Origin of the sequence: Streptomyces sp. NBC_01537 (assembly GCF_045040445.1) — a bacterium.
In the GTDB taxonomy this organism is placed as follows: domain Bacteria; phylum Actinomycetota; class Actinomycetes; order Streptomycetales; family Streptomycetaceae; genus Actinacidiphila.
In genome coordinates this window covers 799,142-818,504 of record NZ_CP109392.1, presented here as the reverse complement: position 1 = coordinate 818,504, position 19,363 = coordinate 799,142, and the positions used below count along the sequence as shown (strand labels likewise).

Here is a 19,363-nt window from a genome sequence, read left to right as displayed (position 1 = left end):
TTCCCCGTGCCCCTACGGGGCACGGTCACCGCGCCGGAGGCGCTACGCGCCCCAGCCCGCCTGCGTGCCGCCGACGCGGTCGGCGACGATGCGCTCGGCCCAGCCGGAGGCCTTGTAGGCGGCCATGGGCTCGGGGTCGATGCCGAGCTCCTCGCGGACCTCGCGCAGCAGCGGCCGGACGTCGGTGTTGTACGCGTCCATCAGGACGGCGTTGGCCTCCAGGACGTCACCGGACCGCTGGGCGGCGCTCAGCGCGTCCGCGTCGATCAGCAGGGCCTTGGCCGTGGCCTCCTGGACGTTCATCACGGAGCGGATGATGGCCGGGATCTTGGCCTCGATGTTGTGGCACTGGTCGAGCATGAAGGCCACGCCGGTCTCGGCCTTCAGGCCGCCGCCGCGCACGACCTCGTACATGATCCGGAAGAGCTGGAAGGGGTCGGCGGCGCCGACCATGAGGTCGTCGTCGGCGTAGAAGCGGGAGTTGAAGTCGAAGCCGCCGAGCTTGCCCTCGCGCAGCAGCGTGGCCACGATGAACTCGATGTTGGTGCCGGGGGCGTGATGGCCGGTGTCCACCACGACCTGGGCCTTCTCGCCGAGCTTGAGGCAGTGCGCGTAGGCGGTGCCCCAGTCCGGGACGTCGGTGGCGTAGAAGGCGGGCTCGAAGAACTTGTACTCCAGCAGCATGCGCTGGTCGTCGCCGAGCCGTGCGTAGACCTCGGCCAGGGCTTCGCCCAGGCGCGCCTGGCGGTCTGCGATGTCGTCCTGGCCGGGGTAGTTGGTGCCGTCGGAGAACCACAGCTTGAGGTCACGGGAGCCGGTGGCGTCCATGATGTCGACGCAGTCCAGGAGGTGGTCGGTGGCCTTGCGCCGGATCACGGGATCCGGGTTGGTGACCGAGCCGAGCTTGTAGTCGTCGTCCTGGAAGACATTGGAGTTGATCGTGCCCAGCCGCAGCCCGCGCTCCTTGGCGTAGGTGGCAAGGCCCGCGTAGTCGTCCACCCGGTCCCACGGGATGTGCAGGGCCACGGTCGGGGCGACCCCTGTGTGCTCGTGGACGCGCGCGGCATCGTCCAGTTTTTCGAACGGGTTACGCGGCACGCCCGCCTGGGCGAACACCTTGAAGCGGGTGCCGGAGTTCCCGTACGCCCAGGAGGGCGTCTCGACGGCCTGCGCCTTGAGCGCAGCCTTTACCGAAGACAGATCGGTCATGTCATCGCTCCCGCCATGAATCGTTTCACTCAGGGGAAGCTAGGCGTGCCCGGCCCGGGTGTCAAGGCGTCCGCAGAAGACTCCGTCCATCGTTGGATCACGGCTTAGAAAAGTTGAAACGAATGCATTGACGTTTCCCTCTTGATGGGCCTAACGTCCGTGAAACCTTGTTGAAACCTTTCATGCGAGGCTCAAATGAACCAGCCGGAGACGGCCGGACGGCCCGTGCTCGCACTGGCGGACGCGTCCAAGTCCTTCGGTGCCGTACGGGCTCTCCAGGGCGTGTCCCTGGAGCTCTTCGCCGGCGAGGCACACGCACTCGCAGGAGAGAACGGCGCCGGAAAGTCCACCCTCATCAAAATGCTCGCGGGAGTGCACCGGCCGGACACCGGCAGCGTGCTGATCGACGGCGAGCCCGTCGTCTTCCACGGGCCGTCCGACGCACGGGACGCCGGCATCGCGGTGATCTACCAGGAGCCGACGCTCTTCCCGGACCTGACCGTCGGCGAGAACATCTTCATGGGCCGCCAGCCGCGCCGCTCGCTCGGCCGCGTCGACCACAAGGCCGTGCACGCGGCCACCGCCGCCCTCATCAGCCGCCTCGGCGTCGACCTCGACCCCGACCAGCCCTGCCGGGGCCTGTCGATCGCGGACCAGCAGATCGTCGAGATCGCCAAGGCGCTCTCCTTCGACGCCCGCGTCCTCATCATGGACGAGCCGACCGCCGCCCTCACCGGCGCGGAGGTCGCCCGGCTCTTCGGGGTCGTACGCACACTGCGCGAGCAGGGCGCGGCCGTCCTCTTCATCTCGCACCGTCTGGAGGAGATCTTCGGGCTGTGCCAGCGGGTCACCACCCTGCGCGACGGCCGCTGGATCGCCAGCGAGCGGGTCGAGGGGCTGACCGACGAGGACCTGATCCGCCGCATGGTCGGCCGTGATCTGGACGAGCTCTACCCCAAGCAGGACGCCGAGGTCGGCGAGGTTGCCCTCAGCGTGCGCCGACTCACCCGGGAGGGCGTCTTCACCGACGTCTCCTTCGAGGTGCGGCGGGGCGAGATCGTGGGCCTGGCCGGACTGGTCGGGGCCGGCCGCAGCGAGGTCGCCCGCGCTGTCTTCGGTGTCGACCGCTGGGACGCAGGCGAGGTCGCGGTCGGCGGCAAGCCGCTGCCGACCGGCGCCCCCAGCCTGGCGATGGCCGCCGGACTCGCTCTGGTCCCCGAGGACCGGCGGGCCCAGGGCCTGGTGATGGACATGTCCATCGAGCGCAACATCGGTCTCACCGGGCTGCGGGCCTCCTCCCGCGCCGGACTGATGAACCGCGCCCACGAGCGCAGCCGCGCCCTGGACTGGGCGGTCAAGCTGCAGGTCAAGTACGCCCGCCTCGGCGACCTCGTCGGCACCCTGTCTGGCGGCAACCAGCAGAAGGTGGTGCTGGCCAAGTGGCTGGCCACCGCCCCCGACGTCCTCATCGTCGACGAACCCACCCGCGGCATCGACGTGGGCACCAAGGCCGAGGTGCACCGGCTGCTGTCGCAGCTCGCCGCCGACGGCGTGGCGGTGCTCATGATCTCCTCCGACCTGCCCGAGATCCTCGGCATGGCCGACCGCGTCCTGGTGATGCACGAGGGGCGGATCGCCGCCGAGATCCCGCGCGCCGAGGCGACCGAGCAGTCCGTTATGGCCGCCGCCACCGGCGTGGCAGCGGGAGGGAAAGCAGCATGACGACAACCATCGAACCCGTGAAACTCGCGCCGGACGGGCAGCGCGCCGGGCAACTGCTCGACCGCGTACTGAAGATGCGCGAGCTGGCCATCCTCGTGGTGCTGGTGCTCATGCTGGCCGCCACCCAGATCTCCAACTCGGCCTTCCTCAGCCACCAGGGCATCAAGGACCTGCTGCTCAACGCGACGATCCTGGTGCTGGTCGCGGTCGGCGAGGCCGTCGTCGTCATCACCCGCAACGTCGACCTGTCCGTCGGCTCGGTGCTCGGCATCTCCGCCTTCGCTGCCGGCACCTATCTGCACGGCGGCGGCAACCCGCTGGTCGCCGTCCTGATCGCGGTCGGCATCGGCGTGGTCTTCGGCGCGCTCAACGGCCTGCTGGTGAGCATCGGCCAGGTCCCCGCCCTCGTGGTCACCCTGGGCACGCTCTACATCATCCGGGGCATCGACTCCATCTGGGTCGGCTCCCGCGAGATCACCGCCAACGACCTGCCCGGCGGCTTCATCACCTTCGGCCACGACGGCCTCGGCCCGATCCCGTACCTCGCGATCCTGGCCGTGCTGGTCCTCGTCGGCGTCGGCTATTACATGAGCAACTACCGCAGCGGCCGGGAGCTTTACGCGCTCGGCTCCAGCCCGGAGGCCGCCCGCCTGGCCGGCGTCCCGGTGCGCAAGCGGATCCTGGCCGCGTACGTCGCCTGCGGCGCGCTCGCCGGACTCGCCGGCGCCCTGTACCTGGCGCGCTTCGGCAACGTGGACTCCGGCACCGGCAGCGGCTACGAACTGACCGTCGTCAGCGCCGTAGTGGTCGGCGGGGTCGCCTTCACCGGGGGCTCCGGCAGCGTCTACGGGGTGGCGCTGGGCGCGATGCTGCTCACCTCGATCAACAGCGTCCTGCCCTCGATCGGCGTCAGCTCGGTCTGGGTCCTGGCCATCGACGGAATCCTGCTGCTGCTCGCCATCGCCGTGGACCGCGTGGTGGCCCTGCGAGTGGCGAACGTCCTGCGCAAGCGTGCCGCGGAAGCGAGGAGTGCCCACCATGGCTGACCTGAGCCTGAGGAACTACGTCCGCTGGGACACCGTCGTGGGCGCGCTGCTGATCGCCCTGCTGGTGGGCTCCTTCTCCTTCGTCGACAACTTCGGCAACGCCCTCAACCTGTCGTTCCTGATCGGCAACACCCTGCCGATCGCGCTGATCGCGCTGCCCATGACGATGCTGGTGGTCTCCGGCGAGATCGACCTGTCGGTCGGCTCGACCGCCGGGCTGTCCGGCGCGGTGATGGGCGCGCTGTGGAACGGCGGGATGGCGATCGAGACCATCATCCCCTTGTGCCTGCTGCTCGGCCTGGTCTGCGGCCTGGTCAACGGCCTACTGGTGACCAAGCTGGGCCTGCCCTCGCTGGCGGTCACCATCGGTACGCTCGCCGCGTACCGGGGTATCGCCCAGATCGTGCTGGGCGCCAACTCCGTCACCGACTTCCCCGAGCAGTACCTTGACTTCGGGGCCGGCCGGATCGGCGACACCTTCATCCCCAAGGCCGCCGTGCTGTGGGTGATCCTGCTGGTCATCGCCGGGATCGTGCTGCACGCCACCCCGGTCGGCCGCTCCCTGTTCGCCACCGGCGCCTCGGAGGAGGCGGCCCGGTTCGCCGGGATCCGGGTGAAGCGCCTCAAGCTCGTCACGTTCGCAGTGACCGGGCTGATGGCCTCCCTCACCGGGATCTTCTGGGCCCTGCACTACGCCAGCGCCCGCTACGACAACGCCACCGGGCTGGAGCTGTCCGTCGTCGCCGCTGTCCTGCTGGGCGGGATCGACTTCGACGGCGGCAAGGGCACCATCGGCGGCGCGGTCGCCGGGGTGTTCCTGCTCGGCGCTCTGCAGAACGTCATGAGCCTGGTGAACGTCTCCGCCCAGTCCCAGATCGTGGTCACCGGCGTCCTGCTGGTGATCTCCGTACTCGGCCCGCGGGTGGCCAAGCAGATCGCCACCGCCCGTGCCCGCCGCCGAACAGCGGCAACCGCCGCGGCCGCACCGGCCTGACCGTCCCTTATCCGTGACTCCGTACTTCCGTACCGACCTCCCCAGTTCCGCGAGAGGAACCTTCGTCATGCCCATCAGCCAGAGAATCGCCGCGTCGGTCGCCGCCACCGCCGCCCTGTCCATCGCCCTGACCGCCTGCGGCGGCACCACCAAGAACTCCTCCTCGTCCTCGGACTCCTCCTCCGCGGCGGCCACCTCCGCCTCCGCCAACCCCGACGCGCCCACCAAGAAGGGCCTGACGGTCGCCTTCCTGCCCAAGCAGGTCAACAACCCGTACTTCACCATCTCCGACAACGGCGGCAAGAAGGCCCTGACCGCCCTCGGCTCCAAGTACAAGGAGGTCGGCACCAGCAGCGGCACCGACACCTCCGGCCAGGTCTCCTACGTCAACACCCTCACCCAGCAGCAGGTCAACGCCATCGCGGTCTCGGCCCAGGACCCGGGTGCGCTGTGCACGGCCCTCAAGCAGGCCATGAAGAACGGCATCAGCGTCGTCACGTACGACTCCGACACCAACGCTGACTGCCGCCAGCTCTTCATCTCCCAGGCCAGCGCCGAGGACCTCGGCCGCACCGAGGTGCAGCTGCTCGCCAAGCAGATCAACTACAAGGGCGAGATCGCGATCCTGTCGGCCGCCCAGACGGCGACCAACCAGAACACCTGGATCGGCTTCATGAAGGACGAGCTGAAGAAGCCGGAGTACAAGAACGTCAAGCTCGTCAAGGTCGCCTACGGCAACGACGACGCGCAGACCTCCTTCCAGCAGACCCAGGGCCTGCTCCAGCAGTACCCGAACCTGAAGGGGATCATCTCCCCGACCACGGTCGGCATCAAGGCCGCCGCCCAGTACATCGCCGGCTCCAAGTACAAGGGCAAGGTCGAGGTCACCGGTCTCGGCACCCCGAACGACATGCGCGCGTACGTCAAGAACGGCACGGTCACGGCCTTCGAGCTGTGGGACCCGTCCAAGCTCGGCGAGCTGGCCGCCTACGCTTCCGTCGCGCTCGCCTCGGGCCAGATCAGCGGCACTTCGGGCCAGACCTTCAAGGCCGGTGACCTGGGCACCTTCACCATCGGCGACAAGGGCACCGTGCTGCTCGGCAAGCCCACCGTCTTCAACAAGGCCAACATCGACTCGTTCGACTTCTGATCCTCTGGATCTCTGATCATCGGACAAGGAGCCCCACCAGCGTGCAGCGTGTCTGCTTCCTGCTGAAGGTCCGTCAGGACCGGCTGGACGAATACCGCGAACGCCATGCCGCCGTGTGGCCGGAGATGCTCGAAGCTCTCTCGGCCACCGGCTGGCACAACTACTCCCTTTTCCTGCGCGAGGACGGACTGCTCGTCGGTTACCTGGAGACCGACGACTTCGCCGCCGCGCAGGAGGCCATGGCCGCCACCGACGTCAACGCCCGATGGCAGGCGGAGATGGGCGGCTTCTTCGAAGCGCTGGACGGCGCACGGCCCGACGAGGCCATGCGCCCGCTGACCGAGGTCTTCCACCTCGCCTGAGGACGCAGCTGGGCCGCGAGCCCGAGGACTCTCCGAAATACGCGGAATGGCACACTCCGCGGAATCCGCTGATTCCGCGAACCACCAAGGAGCCGATGATGTCTCTCTCGCCCAACCGCCGTACCCTGCTGCGCAGCGCCGTCGGCGGCGCCGCCGCCCTCACCATCGGGGGAGTGACCATGGGCCGGGCCACCGCCGCCACCGCCCCGTCCGCCACCCAGATCTCCACCAGCGTGCTGGACTCCACCGCCCTGTACTTCGTCTCGTACGACGGGCTGGTCAACAACAACGCCTTCCAGAAGAACGGCATCCTCACCTACAACGGCTACCAGTACGCCGTCTGGTACGCCTCCGACCGCAACGCCACCGTCGCCCGCCGCGCCCTGGGCAGCACCACGTGGTCCAAGGTCACCGTCGGCCACACCCTCAAGGCCGACGACTCGCACAACGTCATATCGGCCGGCATCTCGCCCAGCGATGGCCGCCTCCACCTGGTGATGGACTCGCACAGCAACGGCTACTTCTACGTCAAGTCCGTGGCCGGCCTGGTCTCCAGCCCCGCCTCCCACTCCTGGACCGCCGCGCAGTTCGGCTCCGTTCAGACCAGCATGGACGGCGTCGCCCTCACCTCCACCTTCACCTACCCCCAGTTCATCGTCTCGCCGCAGAACCGGCTCCAGCTCAGCTACCGCACCGGCATATCCGGCAACGGCCAGGCGGCGCTGGCCGAGTACAACGGCAGCACCTGGTCCAACCTCGGCAACTGGACCAGCAACACGGGCACGTACACCAACACCCACGGCTCCAGCAGCTTCCGCAACCTGTACCTGCACGGCCTGGACTACGGCAGCGACGGCGCCCTGCACGTCTTCGGCACCTGGCGCGAGCAGAACGGTGCCGTGACCTGCGGCGCCGACCTCACCAACCACGACACGGTCTACTTCCGCAGCACCGACTACGGCCGCACCTGGAAGAACTCCGCCGGAACCACGGTCGGCACCACCGGCTCCTCCCTGGTCACGGTCAACTCCAGCGGCATCATCGTGGACTCCCTCAACCCCGACCACGCCCTGATGAACCAGGAGTCGCAGGCCGTCGACTCCAACAACCTCCCGCACGCCCTGATCTCCTACGTACCCGGCCGCTTCGGCCAGTGCATCACCAGCTACGAAGCAGGCCGCATCGCCTACGCCCGCCCCTTCCACATCTACAAGGACTCCTCCGGCACCTGGCACAAGACCGAGGTCCCGGTCGCCATGAACTCCACCCAGCGCTCGCAGCTGGTCCTGGACGCCTACAACAACGCGTACGTCATCATGCCGTTCGGCCGTATCGTGGCGGCCTCGGCGTCCTCCTCCTGGACCGACTGGGCCGTGCTCTACGACGGCACCAGCACCCTCAACGCCTTCGGCGAGGTCCTCGTGGACCACACCCGGATCGCCCAGGACGGCGTGCTCTCGATCCTCTACCAGGAGAAGTCCACCGGCACGACCACCCCGTCGCCGCTGCACGTCATCGACTTCCAGCTGCCCGTCTGAAAGGCCGGACCGACCCTGAACAGAACCGGTACGCACATAGGAATCAAGGACGTGGCCGAGCAGGCGGGCGTCTCGCTCGGCACGGTCTCCAACGTGCTCAACCGGCCTGACTCCGTGTCGGACCACACCCGGCAGCGCGTGCTCGCCGTCATCGAACGGCTCGGGTACGTGCGCAGCGAGTCGGCCCGCCAGTTGCGGGCCGGCCGCAGCCGGATCATCGCCCTGCTCGTCCTGGACATGGCCAACCCCTTCTTCGTCGAGATGGCGCGCGGCGCGCAGCAGGCCGCCCGCGCGGCGGGGCTGGCCGTGATGATGTGCAACAGTGCCGCCGACCCGGCCGAGGAGGCCGACTACCTCGCGATGTTCGCCGAGCAGCAGGTGCGCGGCGTCCTGGTCACCCCGACCGGCGACGACGCCGCCGACGGCAGGCTCCATGTCCTGCGCAGCCGGGGCATCCCCTTCGTCTACGCCGACCGGGACCAGCCCAGCGCCGAGGCCTGCTCGGTCTCCATGGACGACGTCGCCGGCGGACGGCTCGCCGTACGCCACCTCCTCACCGAAGGCCACCGCAAGGTCGTCTACCTCAGCGGTCCCGCCCACCTCGCCCAGTCCCGCGACCGGCACGCGGGCGCCCTGGCCGCCTTCGCCGAGGCAGGCCTGCCCCCGGACCGGCTGACCGTGCTGGAGGCCGCCCGCTTCGACGTCACCGCGGGCCGGGAGGCGGCGGGGCGCCTGCTCGGCATGGCCGACCGGCCCACGGCCGTCTTCTGCGCCAACGACCTGCTCGCCCTCGGCGTCCTGCAGGCGCTGTACGCGGCAGGCCTGCGGGTCCCGGAGGAGATGGCGATCGTGGGCTACGACGACATCGACTTCGCCTCCGCCGCGGCCGTCCCCCTCACCTCCGTACGGCAGCCCGCGCACCGCATCGGGCGTACGGCGGCGGAACTGCTCATCGCGGAGACGGACGAGGGCGCCCCGGCCGCGCACGCGCACCAGCGGATCGTGTTCCAGCCGGAACTGGTGGTCCGGGCCTCGTCACTGTCCGGGCACCGAAGGCCCTGATCACCCCCTGTGTGCGTAGCATGATGCGCGCGGCCGCAGCGAGCCGCGGAAGGCGGTGGGTCAAAGCCCGTGACACGCATGGTGGGCATCAAGGATGTCGCACGTCAGGCAGGGGTCTCGGTCGGCACGGTGTCGAACGTCATCAACCGCCCCGACATGGTCTCGGCGGACACGCGCGCCCGCGTGCTCGAAGTGATCGACGAACTCGGCTACGTGCGCAGTGAGTCCGCGCGCCAGCTGAGGGCCGGCCGCAGCCGGATCATCGCCCTGCTCGTCCTCGACATGGCCAACCCGTTCTTCGTGGAGGTGGCCTCCGGCGCGGAGCGCGCCGCCCGCGAGACCGGCCTCGGCGTGATGCTCTGCAACAGCGCCGAGAGCCCGGCCGAGGAGGCCGACTACCTCGGTCTCTTCGCCGAGCAGCGGGTGCGCGGCGTGCTGGTCACCCCCGCCGACACCACCGGGCGCAACCTGGAGTCCTTCCGCCGGCACGGCATCCCCTACGTCTTCGTCGACCGCGTCGTCCCCAGCGCCGAGGCCTGCTCCGTCTCCGTCGACGACATCGCCGGCGGCCGGCTGGCCGCCGAGCACCTCATCGAGCAGGGCCACGAGCACATCCTCTACATCAGCGGTCCCATGCACCTCACCCAGTGCCAGGACCGCCGCACCGGCGCCCTCGCCGCCCTGGCCGCCGCCGGGCTCCCGCCCGAATCCCTCTCCCACATCGAGGCCGACCGCCTCGACGTCCCCTCCGGCCGCGACGCCGGCGCCCGCCTCCTCGGCATGTCCCGCCGCCCCACCGCCGTCTTCTGCGCCAACGACCTGCTTGCCCTCGGCGTCCTCCAGTCCCTCTACGCCGCCGGTATCTCCGTCCCCCACGAGATCGCCCTCGTCGGCTACGACGACATCGAGTTCGCGGCGGCAGCGGCCGTGCCGCTCACCTCCGTACGGCAGCCGGCCTACCGGATGGGGCGGGCCGCCGCGGATCTCCTCATCGAGGAGACGGGCGACGAGGCGGACGCGCATGAGCACCGACGCATCGTCCTCCAGCCGGAGCTCGTGGTGCGCGGCTCGACGCTGAAGTCCCGCTGAGTCCCGGGCCGGTCAGCCGACCGGGGCCGGGGTGGGTCGCAGCAGCCGCCTGACCTCCCGCACCGCGCTGCGCCCGGCGCGATTCGCCCCGATCGTGCTGGCCGAAGGCCCGTACCCGATGAGATGCACCCGGTGGTCCCGGGCGACGCGGGTCAGGGAGTCCAGCCGGATGCCGCCGCCCGGCTCGCGCAGCCGCAGCGGAGCGAGATGGTCCAGGGCGGCCCGGAAGCCGGTGGCCCAGAGGATGACGTCCGCGTCGATGTGACGCCCGTCATCCCACACCGCACCGTCTTCCGTGAGCCGGTCGAACATGGGGAGCCGGTCGAGCACGCCCCGGGCCCGCGCCGCCGCCATGGCCTCGGTCATCGGCAGCCCGGTGACACTGACGACGCTCTGCGGCGGCAGGCCCTCGCGGACCCGCTGCTCGACGAGGGCGACGGCGGCTCGCCCCTGGTCCTCGCCGAAGGGCCCGGTGCGGAAGACCGGCGGCCGGCGGGTGACCCAGGTCGTGGCGGCGGCGACCTCGGCGATCTCCATCAGCAGCTGTACGGCCGACGTGCCGCCGCCGACCACGATGACGCGCTTGCCGGCGAAGTCCTCACGCCGCCGGTAGCCGGCCGTGTGGAGCTGGCGTCCCCGGAAGACCTCCTGGCCGGGGTAGCGGGGGACGAAGGGCCGGTCCCAGGTGCCGGTGGCGTTGATCAGGGCGCGGGCGGCCCAGGCGCCTCCGCCGGTGTCGACGAGCAGCCGGCCGTCACCGGAGTCCCGCACGGCGGATACGTTCACCGGCCGCCGCACCCGCAGGTCGAAGGTGCGCTCGTAGCGGTCGAAGTACTCCGCGACGACCTCCGCCGAGGGCCGGTCGGGATCGGCGCCTTCCAGCGTCATGCCGGGCAGTTCGTGCACGCCGTGGGCCCTGCCGTAGGTCAGCGACGGCCAGCGGAACTGCCAGGCGCCGCCGGGGCCGGGGGAGTGGTCGAGGACCACGAAGTCCCGCTCGGGCCGCAGCCCGGCCCGGTGGAGGAAATAAGCGGCGGACAGCCCGCCCTGACCCGCCCCGATGACGGCCACCTCGATGTCGTTCACGGTTGTACGAACTGCGCGGGGCGCCGGATCCTTCCCGGGTCGCCGGCCCACCGCCGCAGCCGGGCGACGCGCGTGGCCGCCTCGGCCAGCCGCGCGGCCGGGAGGTCGCCGTCCGCGACGGCTCGCGCGGCCGCGGTGTGGACGGCCCGGTGGACCCCGGGGCCGCAGCCGGGGCCGAGCCGCAGCAGGTCGAGACCGGCGATCCAGGCCAGGACGGCCGCGCCGGGGACGCCCCAGCGGTCGACCACGGCGGAGGCGTCCAGCGGGCCGCTGACGGCCACGCCGTCATAGCCGAGCTGCCCGCGCAGCAGCTCCGGGACGCAGGGCCCACCCAGCGCGGCGGCGGTGTCGACGGTGACCGCCCGCACCCCCGCCGCCACGCCCTCCGCGAACGGCAGCAGCGGCGGCTCCCCGTCGAATGGCCCGAGCGCCGCCGCCACACCATGGGCCTGCAGCCCCTCGACGTACGCCCGCGTCGCTCCGACACCCCGCAGCGGCCGTACGCCCAGATGAAGGTTGGCCTCGCCCTCCACCAGCCCCGACGCCGTCCCGCCCGACGGGATCCGGCCGATCAGGGCGTCCGGATACGCGTCGCGCAGCCCGGCGGGAGCCTGCCCGTACAGCACGACGCCGGGCATGTCTCCCGCCAGGCCCTCGGCGATCCAGCCGGGCAGCCGGTCCCCGTCGCAGGCCGGCAGCAGGCATGCGTCGACCAGTGCGGCGACTCGGTGCGGCGCGTACATGGGTCCCCCTTCGGCGCGCGGCGGGCAGAGGGACCTTACCCCGGGAACCCACTATTGGTCCAGACCAATAGTGGGTTCAGCGTCCGCCGGCCACCAGCAACGGCACAGCGGCGGCGCCGGCACCGGGAGCCGGGGCCCCGACGGACGGCGGCAGGAGCCCGCGCGCGGCCAGTTCGGGGCGTACGCCCTCCCCGAACCAGTACACCTCCTCCAGATGCGGATAGCCCGACAGCACGAAGTGCTCGATGCCCAGGGCGTGGTACTCCTCGATCCGGTCGGCGACCTCGGCATGGCTGCCGACCAGCGCCGTGCCCGCCCCGCCGCGCACCAGCCCGACCCCCGCCCACAGATTGGGCGAGATCTCCAGCTTGTCGCGCGAGCCGCCGTGCAGCGCCAGCATCCGCTGCTGGCCCACCGACTCGCTGCGCCCGAGCGCCTGCTGGGCCGCCGCGATCGTCTCCTCGTCCAGGTCCGCGAGCAGCCGGTCCGCCGTCGCCCACGCGTCCCGCGCCGAATCCCGCGAGATCACATGCATCCGGATGCCGAAGCGGACATCACGGCCCTCCGCCTCCGCGAGTCCCCGGATCCAGTCGATCTTCCGCTTGACCTGCTCGGGCGGCTCGCCCCAGGTGAGGTACACGTCGGCGTTCCTGGCCGCGACCGGCCCCGCCGCCGGCGACGAGCCGCCGAAGAAGATCTGCGGCCTCGGCTCGGGTGGCAGCGCGACCAGCCCGCCGTCCACCTGGTAGTGCGAGCCGTGGAAGTCGTACGGCCTGCCCTCCCACACCCCGCGCACCACCTGGAGGAACTCGTCGGTCCGGGCGTAGCGCTCGTCGTGGTCCAGATGGTCGCCGAAGCGCCGCTGCTCGGCGGAGTCGCCGCCGGTGACGACATTGAGCAGCAGCCGCCCCCGGGTGATCCGCTGGTACGTAGCCGCCATCTGCGCCGCCAGCACGGGGGAGATGACGCCCGGCCGGAAGGCCACCAGGAACTTCAGCCGCTCGGTGTGCTGGGACAGCGCGACCGTCGTCAGCCACGCGTCCTCGCACCAGGTGCCGGTCGGCGTCAGCACGGCCTCGAAGCCGAGCTGGTCGGCGGCGCGCGCGATCTGCGCCAGGTAGTCGATGTCGGGAGCGCGCACGCCCGGTGCGGCGGGCGCGTTGTGCGCGTAGGCGTGGCGGTCGACCAGGGTGCGGCCGTCGCCGCCCGTGGGCAGGAACCAGTGCAGGTGAACGGACATCAGCCGGCCTTCGGGTAGGTACGGGCAGCGGTGGTGGACGGCGGCAGATCACCGTTGAAGCGCTTGTCGACGACCTCGGCGAAGTCGACGTGCTTCGGGATGAGCTTCAGCTTCTCGAACGTGTCGGCGATCTTCTGCTCGGAGGCGATCGCGGCGTCGTCCACGGCCACCGGCACCCGGGTCCCGTTGCTGCGCTTGACCGAGGCCAGCGCCACGTCGTACGGCAGACCGGTGGCCTTCGCCCACACCTTCGCCCAGGCCTCCGGGTGCTTGTAGACCCAGTTCTGCGCGCGGGCCAGCCGCTTGAGGTAGTCGCCGATGGCGGCCGACTTCGCCTTGTCCGCCAGCGCCGAGGGCGCGGCGACCTGGAAGGCCAGCCCGTTGACCAGGCCCTGACCGGAGGTCAGGATCCGGCCGGACCCGTTGACCAGCACCTGCGAGGTGAACGGATCCCAGATCGCCCAGGCGTCGACCTTGCCGCTGCTGAACGCGGCCAGCGCGTCGGCCGGCTGGAGGTAGCTGACCTTCACGTCCGACAGCGTCAGCCCGGCCTGCTGCAGCGAGGCCACCAGCTGGAAGTGCGCGGAACTGCCCTGCGCGACCGCGATCGTCCTGCCCTTCAGGTCGGCGGTCTTCGTCAGCGACGAGCCCTTCGGGACGACGAGCGCCTCGCCGTACGACGAGCCGTGCGTGGCGCCCACCACCGCGATCTTCGACCCCGCCCCCGCCGCGAACACCGGCGGGGTGTTGCCGACGCCGCCGATGTCCACGGCCTTGGCGTTGACCGCCTCCAGCAGCGGCGGCCCGGACGTGAACGTCGACCACTTGATCTTGTACGTAAGGCCGTCCAGCTCGCCGGCCGCCGCCAGGATCGCCTCGGAGCCGCCCTTCTGGTCGCCGACGTTGAGCGTGACGCCGCCCGAGCCGCCCGACTTGCTGTCGGCGGACGAGGTACCACCGCAGGCGGTGAGAAGCAGAGCGAGGGGAAGCAGCAGGGCTGGGGCGAATCGTGCGGTTCTCATGGGATGCGTGGCTTTCTCGTGTGATGAAAATTCAGGTCGGGCAGCGGGGGGTCAGGCGGCGGAGGGAACGGCGTCGACGCCGAGTTCGGCGAGCAGCCGCGTACGCAACGCGATGAATCCGGGGTCGCCGGCGTCGCGGGGCCGGGGCAGGTCCACGGGCGTGTCGTACGCGATGACGCCGTCCCGCATCACCAGCGCCCGGTCGGCCAGCAGCAGCGCCTCCTCGACGTCGTGCGTGACCAGCAGCACCGCGCAGCCGCGCCGCTGCCACAGCTCGGCCACGAGCCGCTGCGCCTTGATCCGGGTCAGCGCGTCCAGCGCGCCGAACGGCTCGTCGAGCAGCAGCAGATCGGGCTCGCGCACCAGCGCCCTGGCCAGCGACGCCCGCTGCGCCTCCCCGCCCGACAGCGTCTTGGGCCACGCCCCTGACCGGTGGCTCAGCCCCACCTCCTCCAGCGCGCTCTCCGCGACGGCCCGTTCGGGCCTGCCCGGCAGCCCGAGCAGCACATTGCGCCACACCCGCTTCCACGGCATCAGCCGCGGCGCCTGGAAGGCCACAGCCCGCCGCTTCGGCACCAGAAGGGTGCCCGCGATCTCCCGGTCAAGCCCGGCCAGTACGCGCAGCAGCGTGCTCTTGCCACAGCCGCTGCGGCCCAGCAGCGCGGTGAACTCGCCCGGCCGCAGGGCCAGATCGAGGTCGTCGATGACCGGACGGCCGTCGAAGGACCGGCTCAGCCCTTCGACGCGTACCACCGGTCCCTCTACTGGCCCGTGAATGTCGGTCGCCATTGCAGCAACAGCCTTTCGAGAGTGCGGACCACGGCGTCGGCAGTGAGCCCGAGCAGTGCGTAGATGACCAGGCAGACCACGATCTGGTCGGTGCGGTAGAACTCCCGCGCCTGATTGAGCAGAAAGCCGATCCCCGCGTCCGCGTTGACCTGCTCGCCGAAGATGAGCGCCAGCCACGAGGTCGCCAGCGCGTACCGCAGCCCCGTCATCAGCCCCGGCAGCGCACCCGGCAGGACGACATGCCGCACCAGCCCCCAGCGCGACAGCCCCAGCGACGAACCGGCCTCCACCAACTGCTCGTCCACGCCCCGGATGCCCGCGTACACGTTCAGGTACAGCGGGAACGTCACCCCCAGCGAGATCAGCGCGATCTTCGGCGCCTCGCCGATGCCCAGCCAGATGATCAGCAACGGGATCAGGCCCACGAAGGGCACCGTCCGCAGCATCTGCACCGTCGCGTCGACCGTGTCCTCCCCCAGCCGCGACAGTCCCGCCACCAGCGCCAGCCCGGTCCCGGCCACCCCGCCGATGGCCAGCCCCGCCAGCACCCGGCGCAGCGACACCCCCATGGCGGTGGACAGCTGACCGCTCGACACCAGATCGGCGGCGGCCCGGGCGACCGTGCCCGGCGACGCCAGCACCGTGGGATCCAGCGCCCCGGTGCTGCTCAGCAACTGCCACAGGCCCAGCAGCAGAAGGGGGACCACGGGCCGCCGCAGCCACCGGGGAACGGAGCGGCGGCGCGCGGAGACGGGGACGACGCGTTCGAGCGGGAGTTGGGATGGCGAGGGGACGGTATCCGGTATGACGGATATGTCCGGCGGTGCTTTGCTGATGGTCATCAGGGGGCTCCACGGCGGAGAGCGACAGCGGCGGAAGGGTGACGGCACGTGACGGCCCGCGAGAACCGGTCAGGCGGTCAGAAGCGCGGCGAGAACCGCGAAAGGAAGGGAGAGTGAGAAGGCGTCAGCAGCCGCGGGGACACGCGGCGGAGGCCACCCGCAGCAGGTCGATGTGACCGCGCGTGGTGAGCAGAACGGGACGCAACATGCCACAAAAGCTAGCCAGCTCGGCAGACCACGGTCAATGCCGTCTCGCCACGCGGACACGGTAATGGACACGGATGTCCGAGGAGTGGGCGACCATGTACCCATGGCCGACGCTTTCACCACCCGCACGATCGACATCGCGACCGGATCCAAAGAGACGGTCCACGACCTCACCGCCGCCTGCACAGCCTTCCTCCGCGACGCCGCCCACGGCCGTGACGGACTGCTCAACGTCTTCGTCCCCCACGCCACCGCCGGCATCGCCATCATCGAGACCGGCTCCGGCAGCGACCACGACCTCCTCTCCGTCCTCCAGGACCTCCTCCCCGACGAGGAAGACCGCTGGCGCCACCGCCACGGCACCCCCGGCCACGGCCGCGACCACGTCCTCCCCGCCTTCGTCCCGCCGCACGCCACCCTGCCGGTCATCGGCGGAACACTGGAGCTGGGCACGTGGCAGTCCGTCCTCCTGGTGGACACCAACGTGGACAACCCCAACCGTCAGGTCCGGCTGAGCTTCCTGGGCTGAGCAAGATCGTCCCAGGCGTGGCCGCCACGTCTCCGTACGGGGTCCGTACGACGGCCTCGTCAGGGAGGATGTCCATCATGGAGAGCATGGGGAAGAAGAAGCCTCGGCCTCGCTGTTCGGCCCCGCCTGGGTGGCGAAGAGCTGGGCATGCGGGTCGGCACGCGTTGTCAGCCGGCGTTGGCGCCTGGCGAGGCGGCCGCTCGGTGTCCGTCGTGGAGTGCGGCGAGCGCGGCGGCGAGTCTGCCACGGCTGGTGATGCCCAGGCGGGGATAGATGCGGTACAGATGGGCTCCGACGGTGCGGTGCGAGATGAACAGGCGCTGGCCGATCTCCCGGTTGCTCAGCCCCTGCGACGCCAGCACCCGCGATCTGCATCTCCTGGGCTGACAGTCGGTCGCTGGTGTTCGCATGCCGCCGGCTGCTCGACTCGCCGGCGGCGCGTAGTTGCTCGCGAGTCATCTCGGCCCAGGGCAGCGCGCCGACGCGGTCGAACTCGTCGCGAGGCTGCGCAGCGGGTTCCGGGCGTCGACATTGCGCCGTTGCCGACGCAGCTGGCGGCCGTGGTGCAGGTGCAGCCGGGCCCGCGACAGGGCCCAGCCGGCGGGCAGCGCGGCCAGCGCCGCGGTGTAGCGCTCCTCCGCCGTGTCGTCCGGCGCCAGCACCGCGTCGGTGTAGGCCTGGGCCACCACCATCATTTCCGAGGGCAGCCGGGCGGCCAACTCGGGGAGTCCGTCCAATAGCTCCCGGGCCTGCTGCACGGTGCCCGCGGTCACTGCGGCGTCCGCCAGGTCCGGTGCGAGCAGCCAGCGGCTGACCGAGTGGTAGTGCGGGTCGGCCGGATCGAACGCGCGCGAGAGTGCGTCGTACGCCTCGGTCGTGCGGCCGTCGAAGAGCGCGAGCAGGCCCTCGACCTGCTGCGCCATCACGGCGGCGAACGGCATGCCGGGGAACAGCCGGTGGGCGCGGAGCTCGCCGAGCATCCGCGCCGCGGCCTCGGTCTCCCCACGCAGTGCCGCCACCAGGCTCCCCGTCGCCTTCACCCCCGGCCAGACGATCCATTCCCCGGTCTCCTCGGCCAGGGCGAGTCCTTCGCCGGACTCCTCGCGGGCCCGATCGAGCTGACCGAGATACACCCGCGGCCAACTGCCCGCAAGTGACCGGGCGAGCAGCCCGAGCCTGCCCTGCGACCGCCACACCGCGGCCGCCGGCGACAGGTACCGGGCGGCGCGGGTGACATCACCCAGGACCATCGCGCCGCTGCCGAGGAAATGCATGATCCGGCCGTCCTGGCGGTCCGGCCGGAGGCTGTCGAGCCGTGCGATCACCTCGGCGCCGTGCCGGTACGGTTCGGTGTACGCCCGTACCGTCAGGCCGGAGCCCACGCGCACACGGTGGAGGTCCGGGCCTCGCACGCCGTGAGCGTCTTCCGCCCCGACACCGTCGCCGACATCATCGAGAAGGCGGCGCGGACGGTCCGCGGACCGGCGTCCGCCACCGCGCCGAAGGATCGCCGGTCCAGGCCAACGCCGCCTTGCCCGCGAGCCGCATGGTGGCGAATGCCTCGGCCTCCCTGCGGGTCTGCATGTCGTGGGCGTTGCCCAGTTGGGCGCGTGCGTCGGCTCCGGGCACGGGCGAGGTCCATGCCCCAGGACGCGCCGGTGGCCAGGGCGACCTTTCCGTCACAGGGGTCGCTCACGTTCTCCCCCCGGAAGTCATGGGGGCGAAATCCGGTACAGAGCCGCCGAAATGGCTGTCACACGGTCGTTGACGTCGACCAGTTCCTGCCGCAGTTCGGCGACCCGGGTCTGCAGCTCCGCCGCTTCGGCGGCCAGCGCCATGACGGTGGCCGCGATGTCGGTGCGTCCCTCATGGGTTTTATTCATTGTGCTCCTTGTGCTGTCGCCGCGTTCTCTTGGGCGGCAGACGACACATGTCGATTTCCTTGCGATGGAATCCGGCGAGCCGTTTCCGGAACGGTGTCTACTTCTGCTGTGCGAGCCAGTCGGCGAACCTCGTCCCGGCGATGTGTGCGTCCGGACCCGGCAGCAGTGTGGTCTCCTGCAACTCGGCGCCCCAGTACGTCGCCTGCGGGTCTGTGACGATCTTGCGGGGATCGTTCTGGGCGCTGAGCCCCATGCGAATGAACTCCTCGAGCTGGAACGCCTCGGGACCGGCGACCTCCACCACGCCGCCCACCGGATCCCCGACCGCGGTGCGGCCGACGGCAGCGGCCACGTCGTCGGAGACGATGGGCTGGATCTTGGCGTCGGGCAGGTGCACGGTGTCACCCTCGGTGACCCCGTCGGCGAGTCCCTTGGCGAACTCGAAGAACTGGGTGGCGTGGACGATGGAGTAGGGGTTGCCGGACGCCTTGATCAGGTCTTCCTGGGCCTGCTTGGCGCGGAAGTACCCGCTTCCCAGGAGGCGATCGGTGCCGACCACGGACAGTGCCACGTGATGCGCCACGCCCGCCTCGGTCTCCGCCTTCAGCAGATTGGTCGTCGAGGTGCGGAAGAAGTCCATGACGGCCTCGTCCTCGAACGAGGGCGAGTTCGACACGTCGACCACCACCGACGCACCCTGCAAGGCCTCGGCCAGCCCCTCGCCCGTCAGCGTGTTGACGCCGGTGTTGGGCGCCGCCGCGACCGCCTCGTGCCCGTGCTCGCCGAGCCCGGCGACCACCTTGGAGCCGATGAGCCCGGTTCCACCGATCACTACGACCTTCATGACGGA

The 19,363-nt window shown here is 70.7% G+C and carries 22 protein-coding genes; 9 read left to right on the top strand and 13 right to left on the bottom strand.

What is annotated here, in order from left to right:
* Positions 1-42: 42 nt before the first annotated feature.
* Positions 43-1,209: an L-rhamnose isomerase gene (rhaI, locus tag OG607_RS04065; RefSeq protein ID WP_405718835.1), complete on the bottom strand. Its 1,167-nt coding sequence runs from the start codon at positions 1,207-1,209 to the stop codon at positions 43-45.
* Positions 1,210-1,404: 195 nt separating this feature from the next.
* Here rhaI and OG607_RS04060 point away from each other — a divergent pair, with 195 nt between their 5' ends.
* From OG607_RS04060 to OG607_RS04025, 8 genes are all read left to right on the top strand, one after another.
* Complete coding sequence (locus tag OG607_RS04060; RefSeq protein ID WP_405718833.1) at positions 1,405-2,931, top strand: sugar ABC transporter ATP-binding protein; 1,527 nt, start codon at positions 1,405-1,407, stop codon at positions 2,929-2,931.
* A complete protein-coding gene (locus tag OG607_RS04055) occupies positions 2,928-3,977 on the top strand; it encodes an ABC transporter permease (protein WP_405718830.1) in 1,050 nt (349 codons plus the stop codon). Before OG607_RS04060 ends, OG607_RS04055 begins: the two co-directional genes overlap by 4 nt.
* Positions 3,970-4,971 carry an ABC transporter permease gene (locus OG607_RS04050; protein ID WP_405718828.1) on the top strand — a complete coding sequence of 334 codons (1,002 nt, stop codon included), beginning with the start codon at positions 3,970-3,972 and terminating at the stop codon, positions 4,969-4,971. The genes OG607_RS04055 and OG607_RS04050 overlap by 8 nt, the downstream gene beginning before the upstream one ends.
* A gap of 67 nt (positions 4,972-5,038) precedes the next feature.
* Complete coding sequence (gene rhaS, locus OG607_RS04045) at positions 5,039-6,121, top strand: rhamnose ABC transporter substrate-binding protein (RefSeq protein ID WP_405718825.1); 1,083 nt, start codon at positions 5,039-5,041, stop codon at positions 6,119-6,121.
* A gap of 41 nt (positions 6,122-6,162) precedes the next feature.
* Positions 6,163-6,483: an L-rhamnose mutarotase gene (locus OG607_RS04040; protein WP_405718822.1), complete on the top strand. Its 321-nt coding sequence runs from the start codon at positions 6,163-6,165 to the stop codon at positions 6,481-6,483.
* A gap of 95 nt (positions 6,484-6,578) precedes the next feature.
* Positions 6,579-8,021 (top strand): BNR repeat-containing protein, encoded by a 1,443-nt coding sequence (locus OG607_RS04035; RefSeq protein ID WP_405718819.1) that lies wholly within the window; start codon positions 6,579-6,581, stop codon positions 8,019-8,021.
* Positions 8,022-8,072: 51 nt separating this feature from the next.
* Positions 8,073-9,083, top strand: coding sequence for a LacI family DNA-binding transcriptional regulator (locus tag OG607_RS04030; protein ID WP_405718816.1), 1,011 nt, complete (start codon positions 8,073-8,075; stop codon positions 9,081-9,083).
* 78 nt (positions 9,084-9,161) lie between these two features.
* The gene (locus tag OG607_RS04025; protein ID WP_405736532.1) at positions 9,162-10,172 is read left to right on the top strand and encodes a LacI family DNA-binding transcriptional regulator; all 1,011 of its coding nucleotides are present in this window, start codon (positions 9,162-9,164) and stop codon (positions 10,170-10,172) included.
* Between the two features lie 12 nt (positions 10,173-10,184).
* On the opposite strand, the gene OG607_RS04020 is transcribed toward OG607_RS04025, so the two are convergent.
* The 7 genes from OG607_RS04020 to OG607_RS03990 all read right to left on the bottom strand — a co-directional run bounded on the left by OG607_RS04020 (position 10,185) and on the right by OG607_RS03990 (position 16,102).
* Positions 10,185-11,258, bottom strand: a complete 1,074-nt coding sequence (locus OG607_RS04020) for an NAD(P)-binding domain-containing protein (RefSeq protein WP_405718813.1) — start codon at positions 11,256-11,258, stop codon at positions 10,185-10,187.
* Positions 11,255-12,001, bottom strand: a complete 747-nt coding sequence (locus OG607_RS04015; protein WP_405718810.1) for a hypothetical protein — start codon at positions 11,999-12,001, stop codon at positions 11,255-11,257. The genes OG607_RS04020 and OG607_RS04015 overlap by 4 nt, the downstream gene beginning before the upstream one ends.
* A gap of 76 nt (positions 12,002-12,077) precedes the next feature.
* The gene (locus OG607_RS04010; RefSeq protein WP_405718807.1) at positions 12,078-13,241 is read right to left on the bottom strand and encodes an LLM class flavin-dependent oxidoreductase; all 1,164 of its coding nucleotides are present in this window, start codon (positions 13,239-13,241) and stop codon (positions 12,078-12,080) included.
* Positions 13,241-14,263: an ABC transporter substrate-binding protein gene (locus tag OG607_RS04005; RefSeq protein WP_405718804.1), complete on the bottom strand. Its 1,023-nt coding sequence runs from the start codon at positions 14,261-14,263 to the stop codon at positions 13,241-13,243. Before OG607_RS04005 ends, OG607_RS04010 begins: the two co-directional genes overlap by 1 nt.
* A gap of 51 nt (positions 14,264-14,314) precedes the next feature.
* Positions 14,315-15,052, bottom strand: a complete 738-nt coding sequence (locus OG607_RS04000) for an ABC transporter ATP-binding protein (protein WP_405718801.1) — start codon at positions 15,050-15,052, stop codon at positions 14,315-14,317.
* Complete coding sequence (locus OG607_RS03995) at positions 15,025-15,894, bottom strand: ABC transporter permease (protein ID WP_405718799.1); 870 nt, start codon at positions 15,892-15,894, stop codon at positions 15,025-15,027. Before OG607_RS03995 ends, OG607_RS04000 begins: the two co-directional genes overlap by 28 nt.
* Positions 15,895-16,018: 124 nt before the next feature.
* A complete protein-coding gene (locus OG607_RS03990) occupies positions 16,019-16,102 on the bottom strand; it encodes a putative leader peptide (RefSeq protein WP_384631905.1) in 84 nt (27 codons plus the stop codon).
* A gap of 102 nt (positions 16,103-16,204) precedes the next feature.
* Between OG607_RS03990 and OG607_RS03985 the strand changes: the two genes are divergently transcribed.
* On the top strand, positions 16,205-16,630 hold the full coding sequence (locus tag OG607_RS03985; protein WP_405718797.1) for a secondary thiamine-phosphate synthase enzyme YjbQ: 426 nt from the start codon (positions 16,205-16,207) through the stop codon (positions 16,628-16,630).
* Between the two features lie 167 nt (positions 16,631-16,797).
* On the opposite strand, the gene OG607_RS03980 is transcribed toward OG607_RS03985, so the two are convergent.
* The 5 genes from OG607_RS03980 to OG607_RS03960 form a co-directional block, all read right to left on the bottom strand.
* Positions 16,798-16,992 carry a response regulator transcription factor gene (locus tag OG607_RS03980; RefSeq protein WP_405718796.1) on the bottom strand — a complete coding sequence of 65 codons (195 nt, stop codon included), beginning with the start codon at positions 16,990-16,992 and terminating at the stop codon, positions 16,798-16,800.
* 93 nt (positions 16,993-17,085) lie between these two features.
* A complete protein-coding gene (locus tag OG607_RS03975) occupies positions 17,086-18,012 on the bottom strand; it encodes a hypothetical protein (RefSeq protein WP_405718794.1) in 927 nt (308 codons plus the stop codon).
* A 67-nt stretch (positions 18,013-18,079) separates the two neighbouring features.
* Positions 18,080-18,259: a hypothetical protein gene (locus OG607_RS03970; protein WP_405718792.1), complete on the bottom strand. Its 180-nt coding sequence runs from the start codon at positions 18,257-18,259 to the stop codon at positions 18,080-18,082.
* An 83-nt stretch (positions 18,260-18,342) separates the two neighbouring features.
* Complete coding sequence (locus OG607_RS03965; protein ID WP_405718790.1) at positions 18,343-18,513, bottom strand: hypothetical protein; 171 nt, start codon at positions 18,511-18,513, stop codon at positions 18,343-18,345.
* Between the two features lie 97 nt (positions 18,514-18,610).
* Positions 18,611-19,357, bottom strand: coding sequence for an SDR family oxidoreductase (locus OG607_RS03960; RefSeq protein ID WP_405718788.1), 747 nt, complete (start codon positions 19,355-19,357; stop codon positions 18,611-18,613).
* Between the last annotated feature and the right edge of the window lie 6 nt (positions 19,358-19,363).